The sequence below is a fragment of the Syntrophomonas erecta subsp. sporosyntropha genome, from assembly GCF_055395365.1.
In genome coordinates, this window is the sequence record NZ_AP042459.1 from 1,711,474 (window position 1) to 1,736,558 (window position 25,085).

The following is a 25,085-nucleotide window of genomic DNA, read 5'->3' on the forward strand; positions in this document are numbered from 1 at the left end:
AAGACTTTTAATGTAGAAAGGGGAAAAGTAATGAGAAAAACAAGTATAAGCAAAATTGCCGTGGTACTATTGCTGGTTTTCAGCTTGACTGCATTTGTAGGATGCGGCGGTAACAATGAAAATAATGCATCTGGTAATGGCAAAGGTGATGGAGTTGTTACTTTAAGGGTTGGTCATGTTTTATCTCCTGAGCATAGTTATCAGATCGGACTAGAGAAATTTGCTGAGTTAGTAGAAGAAAAGAGCAATGGCACCCTGAAAGTTCAGATATATCCGAGTTCGCAATTGGGAAATGAAAGAGATCTGGTTGAGGGTATGCAGCTGGGGACAGTTGAAATGGGACTTATTTCTACTGGACCAATAGCAGGTTTTGTCCCAGAGGTCATGGTTTTAGATATGCCTTACATTATCAAGAGCCAGGAACACGCTGAAAAGGTTCTGGATGGTGAAGTGGGTGCTTATATTGATGAGAAGTTTCTCGAAAAGGGAATTCGTAATTTAGCTTGGTGGGAGCAGGGATTCCGCAGTATTTATAATAACACCCGCCCCATTGAAAAACCTGCGGATATGAAAGGCGTCAAAATTCGCGTTATGGAAAGCCCGCTCATGGTAGATACTTTCAATATTATGGGGGCTAGTTCAACTCCCATGGCCTGGGGTGAACTGTATACTGCATTACAGCAGGGAGTTGTTGATGGTGCAGAAGGTGCAGCTGAAACTGCTTATACAGGAGGTTTTGGTGAAGTTACCAAATATGGTTCCTTAACTAAACAATTCTATTCGGCGGTACCTTTATTTATTGCTGAATCTACTTTCCAGAAGCTAAGTCCGGAACAGCAAAAAGCATTGCAGGAAGCCGCTATGGAAGCCCGTGACTTTGAACGGAAGACGATTCGTGAACGTGAAGCTATGTTCCTGAAGAAGATGGAAGAATCCGGCGTGAAGTTCAATGAACCTGATCTTACCCCGTTCCAAGAAGCAGTTAAACCATTGTATGACAAATATGCTAAAGATGTGGGCGGAAAAGAACTAGTAGATAAAGTAATCGAATTGGGTAAATAAAGAGGTAGATTGAAGCAGGTGATATCTACCTGCTTCAATCCCACTGCAAATTACAGGGAGGCCGAAATGGAAAAGATAGAGAAAATAGAGCAAGTCGTGCTGCGGATTGAAGAAATCCTGGTTACGATTTTGGCCCTGGTAATGACAGTTGTCATCTTTTCACAGGTTTTCAGCCGAACTCTAATGCACTATTCACTACCATGGTCAGAAGAGTTAGGAAGATACCTGTTTATTTGGGTAAGTTTTTTAGGGGCGAGTGTTGCTTTGGTTAGAGGAGCGCATCTGGGGATTGACGTACTCCTACGCAAGTTCCCGCCTCGAATGAAAACCATTGTAATGATAGCTACTAATCTATTGCTTCTGGTTTTATTTGGCATAATTTTTGCCCAAGGTAATCACTTGGTAACAGCTACTGCCTTACAAAAATCAGCAGCCCTGCAAATGCCAATGAGCTGGGCATATCTGGCTCTACCTTTATCAGCTGCATTGATGATTTTTCATACCCTGGTAATGCTGGTAAAGGAGATTAGCCAACTGATTAGTAAGGGAGGTGTTGAGGCGTGAGTGGAGTACTATTCTTAGTGTTTTTTGTCCTGGTCCTTTTAGGAGTACCGATTGCCTTTTCGCTGGGGGTTGGTTCGATAGCGGCTTTATTGTACCAGGGCCAGATACCAGTAGTCGTATCGGTGCAAAGGCTTTTTACCGGAATTGATTCTTTCCCTTTAATGGCTATACCGTTTTTCATCATTGCCGGTGAGCTTATGAATACAGGAGGTATTTCCAAAAGGTTAGTTGACTTTGCCAACACCTTGCTGGGGCATAAAAAAGGTGGTCTAGCTTATGTAACTGCTCTAGCTTCCATGCTATTTGCTGCAGTCTGCGGTTCAGGTGCAGCTACTACTGCCGCTATAGGGGGAATGATGATACCTGCCCTGGTCCGGCAAGGCTATAAAAAGGATTTTTCCACCGCATTACAGGCAACCGGGGGGTCCTTAGGTGTAATCATTCCACCGAGTATACCGATGGTTTTGTTTGGGTTTGCCAGCGGTGTTTCAATCGCCGAACTATTTTTAGCTGGAATTATACCGGGCATAGCTATAGGTGTGGCCATTATGGTGGTCAGTTACTTTATGATTCGCAAGGATAATTTGCCCGTTGAGGAAAGGACTTCATTTAAAGAAGTAGTCAAGAGCTTTTTCAATGCATTACCAGCCTTACTCATGCCTGCGATCATTCTGGGGGGGATTTTTTCCGGTAAATTTACTCCCACGGAGGCGGCTGTTATAGCGGTTGTTTATGGAGTATTAGTAGGTATCTTTGTATATCATGAGCTTGACTTGAAAGGTATATATCAAGCCTTTTTAAATTCAGCAGTTTCTAATGCTGTGGTTATTATGTTGATGGCATTTGCCTCTACTTTTGCGTGGATTCTGGCTTCTGAAATGATTCCACAGCAAGCCGCAACATTCTTGTTAGGAATTGCTAACAGTCCAGCGGTCTTTTTACTGCTGGTAATCGCCTTTATTTTGTTTGTGGGAACATTTATGGAAACCACTCCAGCCATGATTTTGTTAGTGCCCATTCTGGTTCCCATTGCCAAGCAATTCGGGGTTGATTTAATTCACTTCGGGATCATTATGGTGATTGGCCTGGCCATTGGAATGATTACCCCGCCTTTGGGGCTGACTGTTTTTGTGGCCAGTCGCATATCGGAGATTCCGTTAACCGAGGCTTTTGCGAAAATCATGCCCTTTTTAATCACCATGATTTTGATGCTGGTTTTAATTGCCTTTGTTCCAGGAATCAGCCTATGGTTACCAGGGCTTTTTAAATAGACTATCAGGGAGAATATGGGAGGTATAAAAAATGGATTTCAGACTATCTGAAGAACACGAAATGTTAAGACAATCAGTACGAGATTTTGCCGAAGGAGTATTGGCTCCGAAAGTAGCTGATCGGGACGAAAATGAATACTTTGACCGTGAAGTATATGATCAGATGGGTCAACTAGGTCTGACCGGGATTCCATTTGAAGAAGAATGGGGCGGGGCAGGCATGGATTTTATAGCTTATGCGATTGCTGTTGAAGAATTGGGACGGGTGGATCCGTCTGCTGCGGACACTCTATCAGCGCACCTTAGTTTAGGTACCGTACCCATTTGGATTCATGGAACCGAAGAACAAAAGAAGAAATTTCTCATTCCCCTGGTGGAAGGTAAGAAATTAGGAGCTTTCGGTTTGACCGAAGCTAATGCCGGATCTGACGCTATGGGCATGACTACCAAAGCTGAACTGGATGGAGATGAGTGGATTCTTAACGGACGCAAAATCTTCATTACTAATGCAGAAGCTGCTGACACCTATATTGTATTTGCTCGTACCGGCCCCAAGGAATTAAGAAGTAAAGCCTTTAGCGCTTTTATAGTTGAAAAAGGAACTCCAGGTTTCTCCTTTGGGAAATTTGAAAAGAAAATGGGGCTGCGGGGAACCCAGAACTGTGACCTTATCTTTGAAAACTGCCGTATTCCGAAAGAAAACCTGCTCGGTCAGGAAGGCCAGGGCTTTAAAATCGCCATGGAAACTCTGGATGGTGGGCGCATAGGTATTGCGGCACAATCAGTGGGAATCGCCCAGGGGGCTTATGAAGCTGCTTTAAACTATGCCAAACAGCGGGTACAGTTTGGCAAACCTATTGCTGCTCTACAAGCCATTCAGTTTAAACTAGCCGATATGGCGGTAGATATTAAAGCCTCCAGGTTATTAACCTATGATGTTGCCTGGAGAAAAAGCCAAGGTTTACCTTACGGATTAGATGCCGCTATAGCAAAACTCAAAGCCTCGGAAACTGCTAACTGGGTTGCCAATCAGGCGGTACAGATTCACGGCGGTTATGGATACACCCGCGAATTCCCAGTTGAGCGAATGATGAGAGATGCCAAAATTACTGAACTTTATGAAGGTACCAGTGAGATTCAGCGGGTTGTAATTGGCAGCCAGATATTACGGTAATGGGGGAGGTAGAAAGATATGGATTACAGTGACAAAATAAAACATTGGGAAGACTTGAATATAGGCGATTCTGCCAGTTTTACCAAAACAATGACAGAAACAGACATTATCATTTGGGTAGGTTTAACCGGTGATTTAAACCCTATTCATATTGACAAAGAATACAGCCAAACCACTCGTTTTAAGGATGTTCTGGTACCTGGAGTAATGGTTCTAGGTTTAATTTCCAATGCCATCACCCAGGCCACCTTTGGAAACGTATATGCCAACCAGAGCATTAAATTTCTCAAACCAGTTTATGTAGGAGATACCATTACGGCAACCGCTACCATCGTAGAAAAATTGGAAGCAAAAAGCATGGTGCGCCTGGAAACCAAATGTACCAATCAAAAAGGTGAACTAGTAATGATCGGTGAAGGCATGGAATATATCCTAAAGGACTAATAACTAAGGAAGCACAGGGACCGTCAGGAAGCAGGGGGACCGTCCCTTGCTTCCTGGTTATAGATTAGAAAAAGTTGCTTTTATTTTATCCCATGGAGTCTTGGATACCAGGAGACCGGGGTTCCCGATCCGAATTGCATCATAATGAGATCCCAGAGTAGGTTCGTAGTTTCCTGCACCGGCAATCCAGAGCGAGCCTAACCAGATTTTCATAAGGGGTGGTGTTCCCGGCCGGTGGGTGACCAAAATTTCCGAGTCGTTATGGTATAACGATAACTTGCTTTCCGAAGTGTTCACATAGATCTGAACTTTTTGCCATTCCCCCGGAATTAGGCGCCTAGTACTGTATTGAGCCGGTTCAAAAAGCCCAAAGGATACTCCGAGGTATCTGTCGCTGTTTATTACCACAGTTATCTCGCCAGTGGGAAAATCAAGTGAGGCCAGGGTGGTGGCACCTATAATTTTTTCTATTTTAATATAGAATTCAACGACGATCTGATTACTATAAATGGGGGTAGTAAACTCATAGCCTATGTACGGAGCCAGGTAAACGTCTCTCCCTACTCGGGCTGAAGTGTTATGAACAACACCCTGGTCATCAATCCATTTAGCATCTAAATATTCCCATTCCCCTAGACCTTTTTCGAAATATTCTTCAAACCAAACTTCCACCGGTGGAGAGGGTCTGGGACAGTAATAACATATTAGCACAATAAACATAACAACAATGAGCAATATTGATAACATAAGGCATCCGGTTTTCTTAACCGATTTCTTATCTGTTATTTTTTCTGTTTCATTAATAGGTGACATTTATTCACCTCCTTATTGCTGAGGGACTTAATAGAGTTTATAATTTCCCAATATCATCATATGATTATGCTGCATTAACGCTACCGGAAACAGAGGAAAAAATACTGGATAGGGGAAAACCCCATCCAGTGTACTTAATTAAGCTACTACTGTTTCGCTAATTGTAATTACAATCCGGTAGGCGGCAGGAAGTCCTGGACTATCTATAGTGATTTCACTATTTTTTACACTCGCGTCTGTGGAACCGGTATCACCAGCAGCTGTTTCGGGAACATCAAAAGTACCCAAATTACCGATTTGTACTCCACTGTCATTAAATGCCTCAATTACGTAACTAAAAGTGGCGGTTTCTGCAGCTTCAACAGTCTTCGTGGTATGAAGGGTGTAGTTTAGATAGTATTTTAAGGTCTTTTGATCATAGCCGGCAACCTGAATGTCTGTGGGGAAACTTTCACCGGATATATAGTGAAAACCTTCCCCTTCATAGGAGTTCTGTGCCGGGGCTTGGGCCCATATTCCCGAAGCCGAAGTAAACAGTAGCATTAAAGCAGCTACTAAAACTATTAGAAACTTTAACTTTCCCAATGCCTAATCCCCCTTTAATGATTTTTTCCTTTGAAACCATAATATGTAATATGGTGGTAAATGGTTCCAAAACAAATCAGCGGGACGAGCAAATTACCAGAAGAGAAAGTTCTTACTATTTTAGAGGGCGGATCACAAAATGCTTATGAGGTTGCTACACAAATGAAATGGGATATGAGTTATGAACGGTGGGACCAGTTTTCTACTCCCCAAAAATGGTTTGCGACCGGAGAGGCTATATCTCACTTGCGCTACCTGGAAGTAAAGGGATCACTTAAAAGAGTCACTGTCAACGGTAAGATAACTTATCAGCTTGTTTAGCTTTAAAGCGTGTCAGAGGATTGTGATGCTGACACGCTTTTTATCTTTTACTTTCCCTTACTTCTTTTTGCTTTCTTAGGCGGTGGCGTATTCGGTAAGGATTTTTTTGAAAATAAGTTCTACCGGGAGTATCTCTTTGATCTTGAATACATTTTTTCCGGCAAAAATAACCCCGTTATCCACCCTACCATCCCGGGCCTCCAGGAGGGCATGTCTTATGCAGTACACATGATTACAGTCTTTCAGGCAGGCACTACACTCCATTGATTCGGGCTTTTCGTTTTTTTGCATCAATTCAGTAAAACGGTTTTTGATGGCTCTCCCCGGTAATCCTACCGGACTTTTTATGATAACCACATCCTCTTCCTTCGCATCCAGATACATTTGCTTGTATTCCTTAGCTACCGAACATTCTTCACTAAGTACAAAACGGGTAGCCATCTGTACTCCATCAGCTCCTAATTTGACCATTTCGGCCATGTCAAATCCGTCTACTATGCCACCAGCAGCAATTACCGGTATTTTTACAATTTTCTTAACTTCGACAAGAATATCTTTTATAGAGCGGTCCGTTCCCAGGTGGCCTCCTGCTTCCGTTCCCTCTGCTACCACTGCCGCCGCACCCGATCTTTCGGCCAGACGGGCCGCCCGGCCAGATGATACAATGGGCACAATAGGAACACCGCTGTTTTTCCCCATGTGGAATATATCCCGGGAAAAACCGGCTCCGGTAAATATACAGTCGATGCTTTCATCGATGGCCGCCTGGACTAGTTCCTTAAACTGCCGGGCCGCATACATAATATTAGCCCCCAGGATACCATTACCAGCCTGGGACCGGGCCTGACGGATTTCCTTTATAAGCTCCTGCGGAGATATACCTGTTCCACCGATTACACCTATACCACCGGCTCTGGCAACTGCTGCCGCAAGAGAAGCCGTCGATACCTTAATTGACATGCCACCTTGAATAATGGGAAATCTGGGATGCAGGTTTCCTATTTTTAAGTCTGGTAAGTGCAATTCTTTATACCTCCAATACTTTTGTCACCTTTTTTATAGTTACAATGTAAATGCTATTCTTCATTATAAACATACTTGTCTGAATGTTGTTAATTTTCTTGATATTTATTACAGATTCATTTTTCTTTATAAATTAGTAAGCATATAAAATCCTTAATTCTTCAATTTCGCCGAGTAGAAGCAGTTGTTTTTTGCCACAAGGTAGATCAAAAACTGTACCCTCATGATAAAAAATAGTTCTACTGAACCGGAAGGTTTTTCCACGATAAATGGCCGTTCTACTAATCTCATAGTATTTTCATCCGACATAAGGTTTTATCCCTATTAACTAGAATGATAGATTACCACTTATCCTATGTATTTTGTCATCCCGGTAAACAAATTCTGCCCGCAGGTTTTTTATTAGTATAGCAATTAATTTAGGAAAGTCTGAAAACATATAGGAAAAAGGAACGCCTGGGACCAAAGATTTTGGCATGTTCAGGGGGTATAATAGTCTTTACCATAGTAAAATCGGAAGGTTTTACCCCGGCCGCCCGCAAGCGCTTTTCTAGTGAACCCGGGGTACATCCAAACAGAATAGTGTTGGCCGGCAAAATTTCCCGCAAACGCAGGTAGTCAGCCTGAATAGCTGCCGTTAGCTGGTCAGAACGGAGAGTACCCAGGTTGCCGGCCAGATGGGGTTTAAAATGTAAATCCCAAAACTGAGTCCCTGGTTCCACACGAATGGGCAGGATTTGATTAGAGAGTATCAGCGATAGTAATATAAAGGCGGTTCGAGAGGAATAGTTTATTTTAATGATCTGTAAGCCCGCCTGGCGGTTAATATTAATATTTATGGTGATCCATGCCAGAAAAGAAAAGACCCCACCAATACAGGCCAGCCAGGTAGATTGGACTATAGACAGGTTAAATAAGCTTATTAGTTGTAAACTTAAGGCGGCTAGCCCGGTTATCATGCCCAATATAAAAAGCATTAGAAGAGCCGCCGGTATAAGGCCATAAAGATTGATAAACTGGTAGAATAAAGAAACGAGGGTTCCGGCCAGAGCAGGAAACAAACGTCCTACCTCTTTATATATTAAGCCGATGCTGAAATGCTTTTTCAAAACTTGCATATAAACCTCCCCCCTGCTACGTTCTCCAGATAGGTTCTTTTTCCTCCTATTTGATAACTCCGGATTAATAGTCCAGTCGGGTAGGTAATTTTTTAATGACTGTCCAGCTACGGTCAGCCGGGCAGCTATGCGCAGCCTACTGTGCTCGGACGGCTTCGAGAGATATTGGGATATAGGGTATACATATAAGCATTAGAGGTTCCGTTGTATTAACAGATTCGGGAGATATTGGATATAAGGGGGTATTAGCCTCATGGAAAGGCCAGCTAGGCGAAAATCCTAGGATTAGAAGGCTATTTATCATAACTATATCTGAAAAGGTTGGCCCGTTTAGTTGATAATTTTAAAAACCTCCCCCATTATAATAGAATGAAGTATTATGCTGATTACCCGTGTAGTTAATTAGCTGACTTTTCCCCAACCGACCTGAGCCTATATTTAAGACGATGTCGGTTGTGATTTATAAAGACTAACCCATAAAGGAGATGGTTGTAAATGAAGGCGACGGTCCGGCAGGTTATGGGACAGTATTTTGGTTTCCAGGATTTCAAACCGGGCCAGGAGCAGCTTATCGATAGTATTCTGCAGTCCCGGGACACCCTAGGGGTAATGCCTACCGGGGGAGGCAAATCACTTTGCTATCAGCTTCCCGCCCTGGTCTTACCCGGGCTTACCCTGGTGATCTCCCCCTTGATTGCCCTGATGAAAGATCAGGTAGACGACCTTAATAACCAGGGAGTTAAGGCTTCCTTTATTAATAGTTCTCTGACCAGCACCGAGTTTTATAACCGCCTTAATAATGCCCGGCAGGGTTACTATAAACTGCTCTATGTGGCCCCTGAGCGGCTAGACTCTGAGGAATTTACCGAGCTTTTACACAGTCTTCCCCTTTCCCTAGTGGCTATTGATGAGGCTCACTGCATTTCCCAATGGGGACATGATTTTCGTCCCAGTTATCGAAGCATTGGCCCCTGGATTAATGACCTTTCCCTGCGGCCGGTAGTAGCGGCTTTCACCGCTACGGCTTCTCCCCGGGTAAGGGATGATATTATAAATTTACTAGGTCTTAAACAACCCCTGGTATTAATCAATAGTTTTGACCGTCCTAACCTTTATTTTTCAGTAGTTAAGGGCGTGGACCGTACCCGGTTTATAGTCAACTACCTGAAGGAACATCCCCATTATTCCGGTATCATTTATGCAGCCACCCGTAAGGAAGTGGAAAACCTGGCTGAAGAGCTGAAAAACCGGGGTTTTCCGGTAGGTAAATATCATGCCGGTTTAAGTAATTCGGAGAGGGATAGCCAGCAGGAAGCCTTTATCTATGACCACACCCGGGTAATGGTAGCTACCAATGCTTTCGGCTTGGGTATTGATAAGTCGAATGTGCGCTTTGTTATTCATCACAATATGCCCCGGCATCTGGAAGCCTATTACCAGGAGGCTGGACGAGCCGGGCGGGATGGTGAAGCGGCTGATTGTATCCTACTTTTCCAGGCAGCGGATATCCAGATTCAAAGGTTCCTCATTGAACAGGGGAGCATGTCCCCCCGGCAAAGAGAGGCCGAATATGAGAATCTTCAGAGCATGATTGATTATTGTCACACTTCCCGATGCCTGCGCCAACACATCCTTAAGTATTTTGGAGAAGAGGGTATTCCTGATAATTGCGGCAACTGTGCTAATTGTTTAGAACAGGAACTTAAGGATATTACTATTGAAGCGCAAAAGATTTTTTCCTGCATCATTAGAATGAAACAAGCCTATGGAATTAAGCTCCTGGCTTCGGTTTTAAAAGGTTCCCAACAAAAAAGGATCTTAGAACTGGGTTTTGACCGCCTTTCTACCCATGGTATTATGAATAAACTTAGTACCGTAGAGATTACGGAATTAATAAATCTGCTTACCGCTGAAGGCTATCTCAACATTAGTACCGGACAATACCCGGTACTAACGCTAAATCCCAAGGCTTTATCTATTTTACGAGGTCAGGAGAAAGTCGCGGTAAGGGTTCCCAAAACACCGGAAGAAGTTAAACCGGAGAATCCGCTATTCCAGACCCTGCGTGCCCTGCGCCAGCAGATCGCCTATGAACAGGGAATACCTCCTTATGTAGTCTTCTCCGATAATACCTTGCGGGAAATGTGCAGCCTTCTTCCCCGAGATTACGAGGCTATGCTGGAGATTAACGGAGTAGGCCAGGTAAAATTGGAACGCTATGGGCAGCAGTTTTTAGATGTAATCATCAGTTATGTAAAGGATAATCCTTTGACAGCCGGATCATCCGGTACTGATGCAGGTACATCCGAAATAGCATTTAAAATAAACTCTGAAAAGAAAAAGCGTCCTTCCCGGCCTTCTACCAAGGAAAAAAAGACTCCTACTCACCTGGTGTCATGGCAGGCATACCGCTCCGGTAAATCACTAGAAGATATTGCCCGGGAACGTGAACTGCATATAACTACCATCCAAAACCACCTCCTGCGGGCTTTCCAGGAAGGGTATCCGGTAAACTGGGATGAGTTTATAACTGCTCGGGAAGAGGAACAAATATTAGCCACAGCCCAGATGGTAGGGCTGGATAAATTAAAACCGATTAAAGCAGCTTTACCTGCGGATATCGACTACTTTACCATCAGAATTGCGCTATGCAAAAACCGATTAGGTCAATGGGCCGAAAAAGCTTAAAAGGCCTTTTGGAGCAGCTTACTTTGGAGTTGTTAAACGGTTGCAGTTGGGCAAATATCTTAGTTTAAGGCCCAAGTTATAGCAGCCCTGGGGGATAACGTTCTCATCCACTGCCTTACTGGCATGTTTAAGAACCAGTTATAATAGCCCTGGAGGAACAACAACGCCTCTTCATACTAGAATGTCAGAGTTTAAGACCAAGACAAAGTAGGACCAACTGGTTTGGCAAATACCATGTCAACCCATCAGATGTGAACCGCTCACCAGATGCCCATTATATTTCTTTATGTCAGGATTAGGATTTGATAATATTATAAAAGGACTAGTCTAATCATTGCTGTATACTGGGGTGGGGATACAGGAGAAAACAATGGTATTAGTAAACTGTCCAGGGGCGCAGGCAGAACGCCATACCGGCATCCGGATAAGGATAAGGTTGGGCGGTTGCGGTTTTTGAAAAGACCAGGGTCTAATTTTCATCTCCCTATTGAACCTGGAATTTTATTAGTATACTTCTTATGTATGTTTGTTAACTAGAACTAAATTTTATTATTCTGGCTATATTAAATTGGGGGAGGACTTTCACCATGGCTATAAAGATATTAAGCGATAGCACATCCTATATCGACCTGCAAACACAACAAGAGCTGAACATCGGCATAATTCCTTTAACCGTTAACTTTAAGGATGAATCCTTTAAAGAGACCGAGGTTGATTATGATTACTTTTACAATAAAATTGAGACCACCGGAGTTATTCCCACCTCTTCCCAACCCTCACCAGGAGAGATCTATGCCACTTTTAGGGAAATCGTTTCCCGGGGTGACGATATTGTGGCTATCTTTATATCATCGGCCATGAGTGGCATTTGTACCACGGTGGTTAAAGCCAAAGAACTGCTTTTACAGGAATTTCCCCAGGCTAAAATAGAAATTATGGATTCCCGTACCAACTGCATGGCTATGGGTATGCAGGTACTAGCGGCGGCCCGTGCCGCCAAAGCCGGCGAGAGTTTCAAAGCTGTCGTACAGGCTGCCCAATACGTACGGGAGAGGGTACACTTTTATTTTGTACCGGAAACCCTTGAATATTTAAAAAAGGGAGGACGGATAGGAACTGCTTCAGCTTTGCTGGGATCATTATTAAATATCCGTCCTATTTTAACCGTAGATATGAAAAATGGTATGACTCATTTACTGGAAAAAGCCCGGGGCACTTCTGCGGCTATCAAACGCATGCTGGACCTGCTTGAGGAGGATAGCCAAAAATACGGTTTAAAAGAAATCATCGTTCACCATATAAATGCACCAGAAAAAGCCCTTAAACTAAAGCAAGCCCTGGTAAACCAGTATAATTTACCAGTAAGCATACACTCCATCGGCCCGGTAATCGGCTTACACACCGGACTAGGAACCGTAGGATTTGTATACTGCACCAAATAAGGAAACAGGAGACCAGAAGCAGGGGGGCCGTCCTTGGTTTGCCTATTCGATGTTATAGAGTTTTATTTTGCGGTATAAGGTAGTGCGGGAGAAGCCTATTTTTTTGGCTACCTGGCTCTTATTGCCATTGTATTTTAGCAAAAGATTTTTTATCTGTTCGCATTCGGTTTCGGCAAATAAGTTTTTTCGCTTGGGTTCGGAGGATAATTCTCCCGGGGGAGAGGTAGGGGAGGGGGAAGTTTTATCATCAGTAGGACTGAAAATTTCCGGGGGTAAATCATTAACACTGATACTGTGCTGGGCAGCAATACACACTAACCGTTCGATGACATTTTGTAATTCCCGCACATTACCCGGCCAATGGTATTGCTTTAGGTAATCCATAATCTCCGGTTTCCTAATGCTGTTTATATAGGCATTATCTTGATCTAATTCATCCAGACAGTAGTTGACCAACAGGGGAATATCTTCCCTTCGTTCCCGCAGGGGCGGAATTTTAATCGAAATAACGTTTAAACGATAATAAAGATCTTCTCGGAAATTGCCTTTCTCTATTTCCTCGTACAAATTCTTATTAGTAGCACAAATTACCCGCACATCCACCGGGATTTCCCTGGCATCTCCAATACGGGTCACCCGCTTATTTTGTAGTACCCGGAGCAGGGCCACCTGCAACTCCAGGGGCATGTCCCCGATTTCATCCAGGAAAATGGTACCGCCTGATGCCATTTCAAATTTACCTGGGCTGCCGCCACGTTTCGCGCCGGTGAAAGCCCCCTCCACATAACCAAATAATTCACTGCCTATTAATTCCTTGGGAATAGCACCGCAGTTTATAGCCAAAAAAGGACCCCGGTGACGGCGGCTGGCATTGTGGATGGATTGGGCGAAGATCTCCTTCCCGGTTCCACTTTCTCCCTGCAGCAAAACATGGCTTTGATTTAAGGAGGCTAGGCGGGCTATGGTAATGGTGTCCCGTATAGCTTTACTTTTGCCGATGATATCCTGAAAGGTATACTGTGCCTGTCCCCCGTAATAAAGGCTAACCAGGTTCTGTATTCTATCTAGACTTTGCAAAACAATCATACCCCCGATGATATTACCCTTGCCATCCAGATTAGGCCGGGCCGAAGCTAGAAAGTCTACTTTTCCCTGAGGAGTATCCATAGAGACTTCCATATCGTTATAGGGGGTACCATCAGATAGCATTTTTTTAGTCAGGTAACCTTTACTGTCAAATAGATTTTGTAGGGGAGTGCCCACCAGTTGAGATTCTTTTTGATCCAGGATTTTTTCCATAGCCGGGTTTATATGCTCAATAAGACCATCAGTAGTAAAAATAATTACACCATCTGATATGGTGTTAATAATATTAGTTAAACGCTCAACGTAGGTTTTTAACTGGCGGTTGGTGGTGAGAATAGTTAACCTGTTTACAATCTTTTCAGCTGCTTTTAATAGCATGGAAAGAACGCGGGTGTGATCTTCGGATAAAGGCCCAGTAAGTGCTAACACCATTAGCAGATTGCCTTTATCGTCAATGATGGGGGTGGCTGAGCTGGTCAGGTCATGCATATGGTAACAATAATGCTCGATACCTGAGATTTGTACAGGCTTTTTGATCTGGATAGCAGTACCTATGGCATTAGTACCGATAGCTTTTTCACTCCAACTAAAAGGAGTGTTATTATCAGAATCAGAAATAATTTTAATGGTATAGCCTTGGGCATCTGCCATAATCACCCGGAAGCCCACCCCTTTAAGTGATTCATAAACTTCATCCATGACTGGGGAGGCAGCGGCCATGAGATCAGGAGAAATATGGGCCGGGGGGTCATAGTTCTCCTGGGTGTGTTGGGGGAGATCTATACAATTATAAGGATGGACCCCAGCCTGGCGTGATCTTTCCCAGGATTTGGCTATCTCCATTTGCATATCGGTATGTCGTAATCTCCCTGAAATAATAAACTCGTTCCATAGTGAAAATAACTCATTAGGTGTTAAATACGGGTTGCTCACCATTACCACCCCTTTGCTTTCTTATCCATATTGAAAAACCAATGCCAATTACAGCAAAACTGGGGTATTAAGCTTTAATCAGTAAGTAACCTTTTAGTCCTCCGGGGAAAATTCTAATAAACGTATTATCCAGATGTTAATTTTTATATGCTTAATTATATCGGATTAAGGAGAATTGGGCAAATGCCACACCCACCTTTAAAATGATCGAAGTAACCTCTGAAAATAGGAGCCATATTCCTTCTAGGCCAAGACTAACAGGGTATTACTATGTAACCTGGTGCTGGGAGGGCAGGCGGTCCGAACCGGCTTTTCTCCCCAATAGAGTATCTCTACGCAACCTAGTGGATGGGGCTACTGAAAGATTACTTGTTCCCCGAAGCACAAACAGGGGTAACCCGGCGGGCATTTTTCAGGGCAACCTTCTTAGCATTTCCAAGGCCCGGGCGATAACCTGGTCCATACTATAATAGCGGTATTCAGCTAAGCGGCCTACGAAGTTCACACGGTTAAGTTTTTCACTTTCCTTTTGGTAACGGTTATAAATTTCCTGGTGGTCCGGATGAGGAACAGGATAATAAGGTTCGCTTTCTTTATCACGGTATTCACGGGGATATTCCCGGGCTATAGTTGTTAAAGGATGCTTTTGCCCGGTAAGATGTTTGTATTCAGTGATGCGGGTAAAATCATAATCATTAGGATAATTTACCGTACCAGTTTCCTGGTAATACTCAACCGGAAAGGTTTCATATTCAAAGTACAAACTGCGGTATGGCAAGTGACCGTGAACATAATCAAAGAAATAATCAATGGGACCGGTATAGATCAGCCGTTTAAAGCGGACCATGTCAACGATTTCTTTATAATCGGTTTGCAGCAAAACAGATATGTTCTTATGCTTAAGCATGCCGGTGATCATTCGGGTATAGCCGTATTTAGGCAGGCCCTGGTACCTTTCGGTAAAATAGCGAGGGTCCCGATTAAGGCGTACCGGAATTCTTCCTGTAACTTCAGCTGCCAGCTCTTCAGGCCACAGATTCCACTGCTTATGAGTATAATGTTTAAAAAATTTTTCATACAATTCATGGCCTACCCGGCTTATAGCCATATTCCGGGAATTAGTAATTTCCTTAATAGCAGCTTTCTGCCGGGCCTCATCCAGATAGATTTGCAAATCAGCACTGGAAAAGGATTCATGCAAAAGTTTATTGACGGTGTCAACATTGACCGGAAAAGGAACTTTCATACCATCTACATAGGCTAAAACCTGGTGCTGGTACAGGTGCCACTCGGTGAACCGGGACAGGTAGTTCCAGATTTCTTTAGAATTAGTTCGGAAAATATGGGGGCCATAACGGTGTATTAGAATACCATCTTCATTATATTCATCATAGGCGTTACCGCCGATATGGTGGCGCTTATCTGCAATAAGGACTTTTTTACCCCCTGCGGCTAAACGTTCTGCTAAAACACAACCAGCCAGACCTGCACCCACAATAAGATAGTCATACATAATTACCCTTTCTTCTAAACTCCTTTCAAGACCAAACCAAGCCGGTTAACTAGTCGTAAAAGACTTTGGAAATCACCTCTATACTACTTATTAATTCCAACCCAACCAGCTCGGTCAACTGATCGTAAAAGACCAAGCAATTCAGCCATTTCTATCTGTGCCAGCGGGTTTATAGCCGGCACCTGGGCTTCATACCTGGTTATAATCTAAATCAGGTTTTTTATCCAAAATCTCATAAATAATGTTTACAAAATCAATGGCCCGTTGGCGAGTAGAATGGCGTATTTGTACCATTTCATAACCCTGCCGGGCAATTTCCCGGCGCTCTCGTTCATGATTTAAATAGTATTCGGCTTTTTCCATAAAGTTCAGCTCATCAATGGAGACAAAATGAACCTCATCGACAAAGCCCAGAGCCCTTAGTTCTGGGAGAGAGGGGGCTAAAAGCAAAGTATTACAGGCCGGGACCTCAAAATATTTAAGTAGGGGATATTTATAAATAGAGCAACAGGTAAAAAAGATTTTGGCCCGGTTTATCTCCCGGGCATATCTTTCTCCTATGTACTCAGTAGCCTGATCCTGATCATTAAAATTACGCCAGCCTGGGTGTTCGTGATAAACAAACCCCGGTTGGCCGTACATGGTTTCTAAAATCTTATGGCGCAGTGGGTAGAGCCGTGGTAATACATCTCCCATTAAAAGATAGTCAATGTCTTTAGGCAAACCATAATCTTTAAAAATACTGGTATTGACCTGGTGGGGAAACAGGTGCAGTTTTTTCCAAAATTCCGGATACCAGGTATAAAACTTATCCCGGTACAGGCTGAACACATGTTGTATATTAAGTTGTTTTAAAGCAGCGCAACGTTCCTCGGCCTGATAATGCAGGTCATATAACAAAACGGCATAAGGGATGGTCAGGGTTTCCAGTCCAGCGATTTGCGGTGAATTAGTTTCTCCGAATTCATTAATAAAGACAAAGTCAGGTGGGCTATCCATCTGGTTAATAATCTCCTGGATATGGCCTGACTGGTGCCAGACCACTAGATCAACCATTGGGGCCACCTCAGTTAGCAAATGGTGAAAATTAGGTACCAGAAAATTACTAAAATCACCTGTAACGACAAGAATCTTCAATTTTTCCCTCCTTCAAAAAGGCCACTAAATCCCGGCCGATTTTTAGGCAAATTTTCAGAAAATTATCAGAAAAAAGGCCAGGGCCCTAAAGAATTATGAAAATCCTCTACATTTCTAATCCAATATATGAAGAAAAAATCTAATTTGTTCAAGTTAGAAAAAAGGGAAAAGATCAATGTTAACACACAATCCAAACACTTTTAATATTATTTAAAAAGGGAAATTATCTTCTGTAAGTACTAGTGCTTAAACCTAGTTAAGTAATCAATAGCGACTGGGATAATATTACGCTAAAAAAGCCAACCAGGTGCTTATTTTGACTGCTGCACCGGTTATAGAGATTGGGACTAGGCTGGAAGTTAAAGCGGGATGCCATCATGGCTAAGTTATAATTTGTTTATTAGCGGAAATACGGGGACTGGTCAAGACCTAAGCATGAAATCGGGCTAAGTCATTATCCTTTTGTTACCAAAAGGGGCGTAGTAACCATTATTTGGGGACACCACCTTGACCAAATTATTAACCATTAGGAGGGGAGAAAAGTTAGAGAGTATTGCAAAAATGCAATGCCCGGCAAGTTGGACTATAGCCTAATGCATAATTACATTAATACTAATGCAATTATGCATCAACAAATTGTTGGAAAATTGTGAAAATAGCTCTATATCAAGTGTTTCCCTTAATTGAGCCGGTTGGCATGCCTTTTGCAAAAACAGATATGAACCCTTGAAATTTGCCGGTACCCTGAAAGGAGGTGAAAATAGCTCATTAAGAAAGGGATGAGCCACAGGTTATAAAAAGAAATTATTAAGGAGGGGTTATTATGTCGTCTCACGACACCTGGACTAGTGCCGGACCAGCAGGGCTGATAGCACTGGCCATGGCCTGCTTTGGGTTCTTTGCCCTTCTTACCGGGCAGGTTGATCATTCAGCTATTTTATTCCTGGGTATCTGGTTACTTGGTGGTTTTATTGTTCAAATTACTACTGCCCTTCTGGAGTTGCGGGAGGGGAACCTGCTGGGTGGAAACGTTTTTACCTTTTTTTCAGCCTTTTTTATGTTCGCATCGGGAATAGAGATGTTATTTAAGTTTTATGTTGCGCAAAATGGAATAGCCATAGATGGCCGCATTAGCGGGTGGGCCTGGTTAGCTATCACTATAGGCATTACCCTGTGGACTCCTGCCTACCTGGCCGGGGCCCGCAGCCTTAGTTTAGTGGTGCTATCTCTAGTTCCGGCCTTATGGCTAATAAGCTTCATGGATTTAGGTATCCTGGGGCCGCAGTGGGCTACTTTAGCCGGTTGTTTTGCCTTACTTGGCGGTATTTTTGGCCTGTATACCTCGGCGGGAATGGTGCTTAACGACAAATTTGGCCGTACCATACTTCCTCTGGGATCTCCATTTATCAAAGTCACTCCTCCGGCAGAAGGGACGTTTTCCGCCCATCACTAAGATATTTTTACTACCAGGCGTGACCAGGGATTTTTCCTGTCACGCCTTTTACTATTTACCGTGGTTTGGCCGGTTTTTTGACCATGGGAGCTGTTTTCTTCTGGAACTTTACTATTTACTATGGTTTTGTCGGGCCAGGGAAGCAAAAACGCCCAGGAAACAAAGAATGGCAAAGATGATAAAAGAGGTGCGGGAAGCCTGGATAAGTAAACCGGCATAAGCTGGGGTTAGCTGCACATTACCAATATAGCAGGCCAAGACCAGAGTTACTATAGCCATACTTACAGCCTGGCCGGTAAGGCGCATAGTACCTAAAGTAGATGAAGCTACTCCATAAAAACGTTTTTCTACTGATCCCATAATCGCGTTAGTATTAGGGGAAGAGAACAGGGAAAAACCTAATCCCAGCAAAGAAAGATTCCCTATTATTATCCATAAAGGCATGGCTGGGGTCAGGAAAATGAATACTACTAAGCCAAGGGTGGTAACCATCATACCCCAGGAAGCTACTACCCGGGCATCAATCTTATCGGAGAGCCGCCCGGCGAAAGGGGAGAGAACCGCCATGATTACCGGTTGAGATAGCATAATAAACCCGGCGATTTGTGAATTAAAGCCCATGACGATCTGCAGGTAAAGGGATAACAAAAAACCTACCGCAAAAGTAGCACTGTAATTTATCAAAGCGGCTAAATTAGAAAAGGCAAAAACCATATTACGGCTAAACAAACTTAAATTGAGAACCGGGTGGCGAGTTTTCAACTGTGTATACATAAAAACAGCCATGATTACTATACTTACTCCCAGAATATACCGGGCTAGCAGGGAAGTTGATAAGGAAGATATACCGTAAATAAATCCGGATATACCTAACACATATAGAACAGAACCGGTTAAATCAAAAGTTTCCTCCGGAGCCCCAGCCCATTCTCCTTTAAGTTTAGCCACGGTCACCAAAAGTACGATAATGCCGATTAAAGCACTAAAATAGAAAATAGATGGCCAGCCCAGGTTGTGATTAAGAGAACCGCCTAGTACCGGACCTAAGGACAAACCGATATAGACTACGGCCACATTAATTCCCAGAACCTGACCTCGTTCTTCAGGGGGATATACCGAAGTCAGCATAGCCAGACCAGTTCCAAAAACCATCGCACTGCCGATTCCCTGAATTATCCGAAATATAATTAACGATCCAATTGACCAGGATAATCCGCAAAGAATAGATGCCGCCGAAAATAAAGCAATTCCGGTCAGGAAAACGGTCTTTCGTCCCCGGATATCCGCCAGCCGTCCAAACGGTACTAGAAAGGCCACCGAGGATAAAATATAACTGGTGACTACCCAGCTTAATAATAAGGCACTGCTCTGGAATTGGTTACCGATATCAGGGACGGCTAGGTTAATGGCACTACCCATAAAAGGGGCTAAAAATGAGGACATAGTCACGGCCAGCAGGGTATATTTTCTGACAGCTTGTTCGTTCATTTGCTACCTCCCGATTCTATCTAACGCAAAAATTACCATATAAAAATGTCTAAACCTATCTTAAAATATTCCCTTACCAGGAAGCAAGAGGAAGGTCCCCTTTGCTTATTTTTCCGGCATGGCATTTAATGCGGGGATTTTAGGTGCCAACTGATGTCGGTATAACAAAGCGGCTAAGTTAAACCGGAACAGGTGGGAGTTGTGTGCAAAATGCCCGAAGTTTTGCATAGACATATCATATATAGATGTGCTGTGATTAACAGTTTTCCCCGGCGGTTTGTAATCTTTTACATAAACATTGAATTATAGACCAGGGGCAGGGGGAAGAAATCAAACCAACCCCTGCTAAAGCACAGTAAAGGGGATGTGAGTAATTTAAGTTCCGTCAATCATATTCTGCAATAGGTTTTTGTCTAGGTTTTCAGATTTTCATAGCCTGTTAGTCAGCATAGACCTGGATTAATTGTCAGCCCGTTTTTTAGTTTAGTCGGGAGGGTGCATGATGAAATTACCCGGGGAACTTACTTTCCGGCGTAAATTAGATATTATAATATTAACCCTGCTGTTAATCATCACCATAGCCTATCCGCAAGAAGAAACGGATGAAAAAAATCTACTGTCAGTTCACAGCCGGTCTACAGAATTTAAAGACCAGGAAATAGTTGACCTAGCTTCATTCATACCGGGAATTAAGATTGAACTCCGCTATGCCACTGCCAACAATCCCTGTCAGACGCCTATATATACTTTAAAAAAAGCCTACCTGCGCAGGGGGACAGCGGAAAAGCTTAAAGCGGCCCAACAGGAACTGGCTAGCTATGGTTTTGGTTTGAAGGTATGGGATGCTTACCGGCCTCCGGAAGCTCAGTTTAAGCTGTGGGAGAAAATGCCTGATCCCCGGTTTGTAATTAATCCTTATCAGGGCTTTTCCCAGCATTCCCGAGGCATAGCGGTAGACGTTACCCTGGTAGATCATACCGGCCGGGAAGTAACTATGCCCACCGATTTTGACAACTTTACCTCCCGGGCTGACCGGGACTACCGGGATGTAAATGAGGAGGAGCTTAATTATGCCGAGCTATTACGCTTAGTAATGGAATACCATGGCTTTGACAGTATTTTTTACGAATGGTGGCATTTCATAGATCACGATCGGTCCTTCTATGACATAATCCACGGGGATGAAATACCACCACAAACTGACTAAACCCTAGGGATCGGTGCTTTGCTGCCAGCCATACTTCCCCTTAAATTCAACAAAGTGTACTTTTTCCAATATTTCAGTGCTGATGCGGTCAGCTTCATTTTTATATACCAGCAGCAGATCCTGGGGTTCCTCTGGTTGACCCACCGGTAATATCATACGGCCGCCGGGCTTAAGCTGGGCTACCAGTTCATCTGGTATCTGCCCGGCACTGGCAGCGGCAATAATACGATCATAAGGGGCAAACTTTTCCCATCCCTGACTGCCATCACCGATCCGGAAATGGATGTTAGAATAGCCCATCCGGGTTAATCTTTTCCGGGCTTTTTCGGATAATTCCTTAATACGTTCTATCGTATATACCTGGCCAGCAAAATGGGCTAAAAAAGCCGTTTGGTATCCGGAACCAGTTCCTATTTCCAGGACCTTACATCCTGGTATGAGCTGTAGCTGTAAAGTCATCTCCAAAACCAGGCTGGGCTGGGATATGGTTTGTCCGTACCCAATAGGCAGGGGATGGTCGCAATGGGCATATTCCTGGTATTCATCATCTATAAACAGCCTGCGGTCTAACTGCCGGGCAAAATCAATGATATCCTGATTCATGTCCCGAAAACTATTACCATCACCAATGTAGTCATCAGTATCGTAAAACACCAGGGTTCCCTCCTTTTATAGGTTTAGTATGTAAATGATAGGTTAGGATAATACGGATGTTAAAATAAGCGCCTAAGTTCAGGAATATTTAAAAACTACAAAAACTTCCTGGCCCACCGTCTAATAACAGGAAAATAGGCACAAATTAACAGCACGTTTATTACTATTTTAGGACAAACTGAAAACATGCGGAAACGCTTTATTATTTATGGAATGGCAGGCTGGATAACTGAAGTGGTGTTTACAGGTATGGGTTCGTTAGTGATGGGGGCGGTAAACCTGGCGGCTTATACCTATCTTTGGATGTTTCCCATCTATGGTATGGGGGTATTATTAGAACCTATCCATGACCACATACGCAGTATTTCCTGGATAGTGCGGGGGTTTATCTGGGTGGGGGTTATTTTTACCATTGAGTACCTGGCCGGATGGATACTTCAGGTAACGATAGGTACCTGCCCTTGGGATTACTCAGGCCGTACTATTTATTCTGTGGACGGTTTTATTCGCCTGGACTTTATTCCGGTATGGTTTGCAGCTGGATTAATTTTTGAACAACTCCATGATTTCCTCGACCAAACCCTTTCGCAATTAAAATAGGGAAACCAAGGAGCCAGTCCTTGGGCGGCTTTTTTTGACGGGTAAATCGTCTTGATTATTAAGAACGTTCCCTTACTTTTCCCGTACTTCCTACAACTCTCCATATCTTAATTTAAATGGCGGGAGCAGGGACTGCCCCAGATCAATAAGTGTATGTCCTTGCGGCATAAGTGTAAAGAACCACATTCATCACAGCGGTAAACGTTCCATCCAAACAACGAAAAAAGCCGTTTCCATCGTAAATAAGGCACATAACCTCCCCCTTAATTAGTAGATAAAGGACATATCCCTAAGATCAGCCTTCCTATAAGACTGGGCTAGTATAGTGTTTACCGGGATAGGTGGTAGTGTAAAAGTCCCTCTTCCTATAAGACTATTGTAGGCTAGCCTGGTTAAATTGATTGTAGAAAAAGGTCGAAGGAGTTCTTTATTAATATGACAAATAAACTCCAGAAATTTGAAAAATGGAATTTTGCAATATATTGTATATGTATATAATAAAAAGGAGCTGTTGAGGCAACTCATGTATTAATTCTGCCCTTTACCTTTTCATATTTTTACCTGCCGTACCCGGCTTCAATAAAAGCAAAACGAGATTGTTCTAGCTGCTTTCCGGAGCCTACCCCATTGGTATTTACATTCGTCTATTCTATCAACTCTACGTCTTAAGCATTAGCATGGGGGGTGTTCCCTCTTTTAAAACACCCCTTATCATCTGAGCTTACTTCTCGAAAGCAATCATTCTTGCTTCTTAGTTAGTTGTCTCGTTTACCGACAGCAATAAAGGAAGCAAAAAGACCGTTTCTTTGCTTCCGGGGAGGTTATGAAATGGAAAAACCTATGATCAAATGGGTGGGAAGTCCTAATTATTCCTTAGGGAGGGCGGGGCGTAGTCCCCTAGCGATTGTTAACCATATTACAGCCGGCTTATATCCTGGAACCCTTTACTGGTTACAAAACCCTGGGGCCAAAGCTAGTGCCCATTACCTGGTTACTAAACAGGGAGAGATATTTCAATTGGTAAAAGATGAGGATACTGCCTGGGCTAACGGAATTGCTAACCAACCCCAATGGTCTCTTTATGACGGATCTAACCCTAATCGTTACACCCTTTCTATTGAGCATGAGGCTTTAGCAGGAGAAAGCCTTACTGAGGAACAGTACCAGGCTACATTAAGCCTGCACCAGTACCTGGTAGAAAAATGGAATATTCCCGTTACTAATGATAATATAATCGGTCATTACCGTATTGATAGTATTAATCGCCCTAATGATCCCGGCCCTGGATTTCCTTGGGAACGGCTGTTTAAAGACCTGCAGGCTATTAAAGATAAAGAAGAGCAGGTAATGGGAGAGGACTGGAAACAAAAAATTATGCAGGAGGCCATGCTAGAAGGATTAATTACCTCCCAGCATCAGCCTGATGACCCAGCCAGTAAGTGGTTCGTACTAGTCGTAGCCCTAAACTTACTGAAAAAACTGCGTTCCCCCTAGGAAGCAGGGGGAGAGTCCTTTTGTTTCCTTAAAGAGGTAAAAGGATTCTCCCTTTACTTTCAAAAAAAGAACCCGATCGTATGATCGGGTTTAGCTATGAGTAAGCTCTGTCTGCAAGTAGTCAAATTAATTAACCTCCAGCGGTTGCGTTCTACCGGCTTTTGCCGCATTAACCGACAGACCGTGTTTTGCTGGGGATATTATCCTACATGCAGTGACTTGACGTTAGTTAAGGTTATATATCAAAAGAGCCAGAATCCCTAAAGGGTATTGTTCTACATGTAGTGAGTTGATACCCTGGCGTGTAATATGGTTTGGGAAGATCAAAGAAAATTACCATACATGTAGTGATTTGACCAATGTTAAAAAAAAGACCCCCGCTTGCGTGCTCAGTTTTCTAGATATGACTAAAATTACAATAACCGTAATTCCTCTCATATCTCCCGGTAATTCTTTACCTTAACTCACTAGAATATGGTTCAACCTGAATACGCTACCAGCTTACCATACGCAAGCGGGCGGAAAAAGATTGGGATTGTATGTGAAAGCCCTACCAGGTACACAGGAAAACAAAAAGTGTGCGGTGTCCCTGGAAAGGACACGACACACTTACCTGGATCATGGTATATGTGCTTCCCCTTTCCAAAAATCCGAAACTGGGCGGATAAGGTCCTAACACCAGTTAAAAGGACCTTTACGGGAGGCGTAGTTGTTTCCAGCTACACCCAGCGGCCTGATGCCATAGCCAAAAACCTTAGGCAGGCAGGCTCGGAGATGCTTGTATTAAAAAATATAAAAACAAAAAAGAACAGGCATAAAAGGAGTACTCACACCTGTCCGTCTCTAAAGTACGGTCTCGTTCCAACTCCTTTCCAAAACGCACCACTGCGTTATTACGGGAGGCACAAACGTTTCCGGTTGTACCCATCGGTCCGGAAATCATAGCATATTACCTTAGATTCCCGGACTCGGAGTTATTTTTTTCTATTCTAACATAGTCTAACCACTTTAGTAA

21 protein-coding genes and 2 riboswitches are annotated in these 25,085 nt (G+C 43.3%); of the genes, 12 read left to right on the plus strand and 9 right to left on the minus strand.

The window, feature by feature from the left end; translation table 11 throughout:
* Positions 1-30: 30 nt before the first annotated feature.
* From ACZ5Q0_RS08365 to ACZ5Q0_RS08385, 5 genes are all read left to right on the plus strand, one after another.
* Positions 31-1,062 (plus strand): TRAP transporter substrate-binding protein, encoded by a 1,032-nt coding sequence (locus ACZ5Q0_RS08365; protein ID WP_446818501.1) that lies wholly within the window; start codon positions 31-33, stop codon positions 1,060-1,062.
* A 66-nt stretch (positions 1,063-1,128) separates the two neighbouring features.
* Positions 1,129-1,626, plus strand: a complete 498-nt coding sequence (locus tag ACZ5Q0_RS08370) for a TRAP transporter small permease (RefSeq protein WP_446818500.1) — start codon at positions 1,129-1,131, stop codon at positions 1,624-1,626.
* On the plus strand, positions 1,623-2,897 hold the full coding sequence (locus ACZ5Q0_RS08375; protein WP_446818499.1) for a TRAP transporter large permease: 1,275 nt from the start codon (positions 1,623-1,625) through the stop codon (positions 2,895-2,897). The genes ACZ5Q0_RS08370 and ACZ5Q0_RS08375 overlap by 4 nt, the downstream gene beginning before the upstream one ends.
* 31 nt (positions 2,898-2,928) lie before the next feature.
* On the plus strand, positions 2,929-4,071 hold the full coding sequence (locus tag ACZ5Q0_RS08380) for an acyl-CoA dehydrogenase (RefSeq protein WP_446818498.1): 1,143 nt from the start codon (positions 2,929-2,931) through the stop codon (positions 4,069-4,071).
* Positions 4,072-4,089: 18 nt separating this feature from the next.
* On the plus strand, positions 4,090-4,515 hold the full coding sequence (locus tag ACZ5Q0_RS08385; protein WP_446818497.1) for a MaoC family dehydratase: 426 nt from the start codon (positions 4,090-4,092) through the stop codon (positions 4,513-4,515).
* 57 nt (positions 4,516-4,572) lie between these two features.
* Here the strand turns inward: ACZ5Q0_RS08385 and ACZ5Q0_RS08390 are convergent, their stop codons facing one another.
* Together ACZ5Q0_RS08390 and ACZ5Q0_RS08395 are read right to left on the minus strand one after the other, a co-directional pair.
* Positions 4,573-5,328: a hypothetical protein gene (locus ACZ5Q0_RS08390; RefSeq protein WP_446818496.1), complete on the minus strand. Its 756-nt coding sequence runs from the start codon at positions 5,326-5,328 to the stop codon at positions 4,573-4,575.
* A 138-nt stretch (positions 5,329-5,466) separates the two neighbouring features.
* Complete coding sequence (locus ACZ5Q0_RS08395) at positions 5,467-5,913, minus strand: hypothetical protein (protein WP_446818495.1); 447 nt, start codon at positions 5,911-5,913, stop codon at positions 5,467-5,469.
* 60 nt (positions 5,914-5,973) lie between these two features.
* Between ACZ5Q0_RS08395 and ACZ5Q0_RS08400 the strand changes: the two genes are divergently transcribed.
* Positions 5,974-6,234: a hypothetical protein gene (locus tag ACZ5Q0_RS08400; protein WP_446818494.1), complete on the plus strand. Its 261-nt coding sequence runs from the start codon at positions 5,974-5,976 to the stop codon at positions 6,232-6,234.
* Positions 6,235-6,309: 75 nt separating this feature from the next.
* Here the strand turns inward: ACZ5Q0_RS08400 and ACZ5Q0_RS08405 are convergent, their stop codons facing one another.
* Both ACZ5Q0_RS08405 and ACZ5Q0_RS08410 read right to left on the minus strand, forming a co-directional pair.
* Positions 6,310-7,257 carry an NAD(P)H-dependent flavin oxidoreductase gene (locus tag ACZ5Q0_RS08405; RefSeq protein WP_446818493.1) on the minus strand — a complete coding sequence of 316 codons (948 nt, stop codon included), beginning with the start codon at positions 7,255-7,257 and terminating at the stop codon, positions 6,310-6,312.
* A gap of 419 nt (positions 7,258-7,676) precedes the next feature.
* The gene (locus tag ACZ5Q0_RS08410; RefSeq protein ID WP_447182415.1) at positions 7,677-8,375 is read right to left on the minus strand and encodes a hypothetical protein; all 699 of its coding nucleotides are present in this window, start codon (positions 8,373-8,375) and stop codon (positions 7,677-7,679) included.
* A 495-nt stretch (positions 8,376-8,870) separates the two neighbouring features.
* Between ACZ5Q0_RS08410 and recQ the strand changes: the two genes are divergently transcribed.
* A complete protein-coding gene (gene recQ, locus ACZ5Q0_RS08415) occupies positions 8,871-11,063 on the plus strand; it encodes a DNA helicase RecQ (protein ID WP_447182416.1) in 2,193 nt (730 codons plus the stop codon).
* 587 nt (positions 11,064-11,650) lie between these two features.
* On the plus strand, positions 11,651-12,505 hold the full coding sequence (locus ACZ5Q0_RS08420) for a DegV family protein (protein WP_447182417.1): 855 nt from the start codon (positions 11,651-11,653) through the stop codon (positions 12,503-12,505).
* 42 nt (positions 12,506-12,547) lie between these two features.
* On the opposite strand, the gene ACZ5Q0_RS08425 is transcribed toward ACZ5Q0_RS08420, so the two are convergent.
* From ACZ5Q0_RS08425 to ACZ5Q0_RS08435, 3 genes are all read right to left on the minus strand, one after another.
* Positions 12,548-14,434: a sigma-54-dependent Fis family transcriptional regulator gene (locus tag ACZ5Q0_RS08425; protein WP_464827102.1), complete on the minus strand. Its 1,887-nt coding sequence runs from the start codon at positions 14,432-14,434 to the stop codon at positions 12,548-12,550.
* 502 nt (positions 14,435-14,936) lie between these two features.
* Positions 14,937-16,037, minus strand: coding sequence for a UDP-galactopyranose mutase (gene glf, locus ACZ5Q0_RS08430; RefSeq protein ID WP_447182419.1), 1,101 nt, complete (start codon positions 16,035-16,037; stop codon positions 14,937-14,939).
* A 189-nt stretch (positions 16,038-16,226) separates the two neighbouring features.
* A complete protein-coding gene (locus ACZ5Q0_RS08435; RefSeq protein ID WP_447182420.1) occupies positions 16,227-17,174 on the minus strand; it encodes a glycosyltransferase in 948 nt (315 codons plus the stop codon).
* Positions 17,175-17,997: 823 nt separating this feature from the next.
* Between ACZ5Q0_RS08435 and ACZ5Q0_RS08440 the strand changes: the two genes are divergently transcribed.
* Positions 17,998-18,627: an acetate uptake transporter family protein gene (locus tag ACZ5Q0_RS08440; protein WP_446818486.1), complete on the plus strand. Its 630-nt coding sequence runs from the start codon at positions 17,998-18,000 to the stop codon at positions 18,625-18,627.
* Between the two features lie 111 nt (positions 18,628-18,738).
* Here the strand turns inward: ACZ5Q0_RS08440 and ACZ5Q0_RS08445 are convergent, their stop codons facing one another.
* Positions 18,739-20,115: an MFS transporter gene (locus tag ACZ5Q0_RS08445; RefSeq protein WP_446818485.1), complete on the minus strand. Its 1,377-nt coding sequence runs from the start codon at positions 20,113-20,115 to the stop codon at positions 18,739-18,741.
* A 499-nt stretch (positions 20,116-20,614) separates the two neighbouring features.
* On the opposite strand from ACZ5Q0_RS08445, the gene ACZ5Q0_RS08450 reads away from it, so the two are divergent.
* Entirely contained in the window at positions 20,615-21,322 is a 708-nt protein-coding gene (locus tag ACZ5Q0_RS08450; RefSeq protein ID WP_446818484.1) for a M15 family metallopeptidase, read from the plus strand.
* Between the two features lie 3 nt (positions 21,323-21,325).
* Here the strand turns inward: ACZ5Q0_RS08450 and ACZ5Q0_RS08455 are convergent, their stop codons facing one another.
* Positions 21,326-21,976 (minus strand): protein-L-isoaspartate(D-aspartate) O-methyltransferase, encoded by a 651-nt coding sequence (locus ACZ5Q0_RS08455; RefSeq protein WP_446818483.1) that lies wholly within the window; start codon positions 21,974-21,976, stop codon positions 21,326-21,328.
* A 186-nt stretch (positions 21,977-22,162) separates the two neighbouring features.
* Here ACZ5Q0_RS08455 and ACZ5Q0_RS08460 point away from each other — a divergent pair, with 186 nt between their 5' ends.
* Positions 22,163-22,576, plus strand: coding sequence for a putative ABC transporter permease (locus tag ACZ5Q0_RS08460; protein ID WP_446818482.1), 414 nt, complete (start codon positions 22,163-22,165; stop codon positions 22,574-22,576).
* A gap of 828 nt (positions 22,577-23,404) precedes the next feature.
* The gene (locus ACZ5Q0_RS08465) at positions 23,405-24,070 is read left to right on the plus strand and encodes an N-acetylmuramoyl-L-alanine amidase (RefSeq protein ID WP_446818481.1); all 666 of its coding nucleotides are present in this window, start codon (positions 23,405-23,407) and stop codon (positions 24,068-24,070) included.
* Between the two features lie 673 nt (positions 24,071-24,743).
* Positions 24,744-24,856: riboswitch (molybdenum cofactor riboswitch) on the minus strand.
* 63 nt (positions 24,857-24,919) lie between these two features.
* A riboswitch (molybdenum cofactor riboswitch) is annotated at positions 24,920-25,056 on the minus strand.
* Positions 25,057-25,085: the final 29 nt, after the last annotated feature.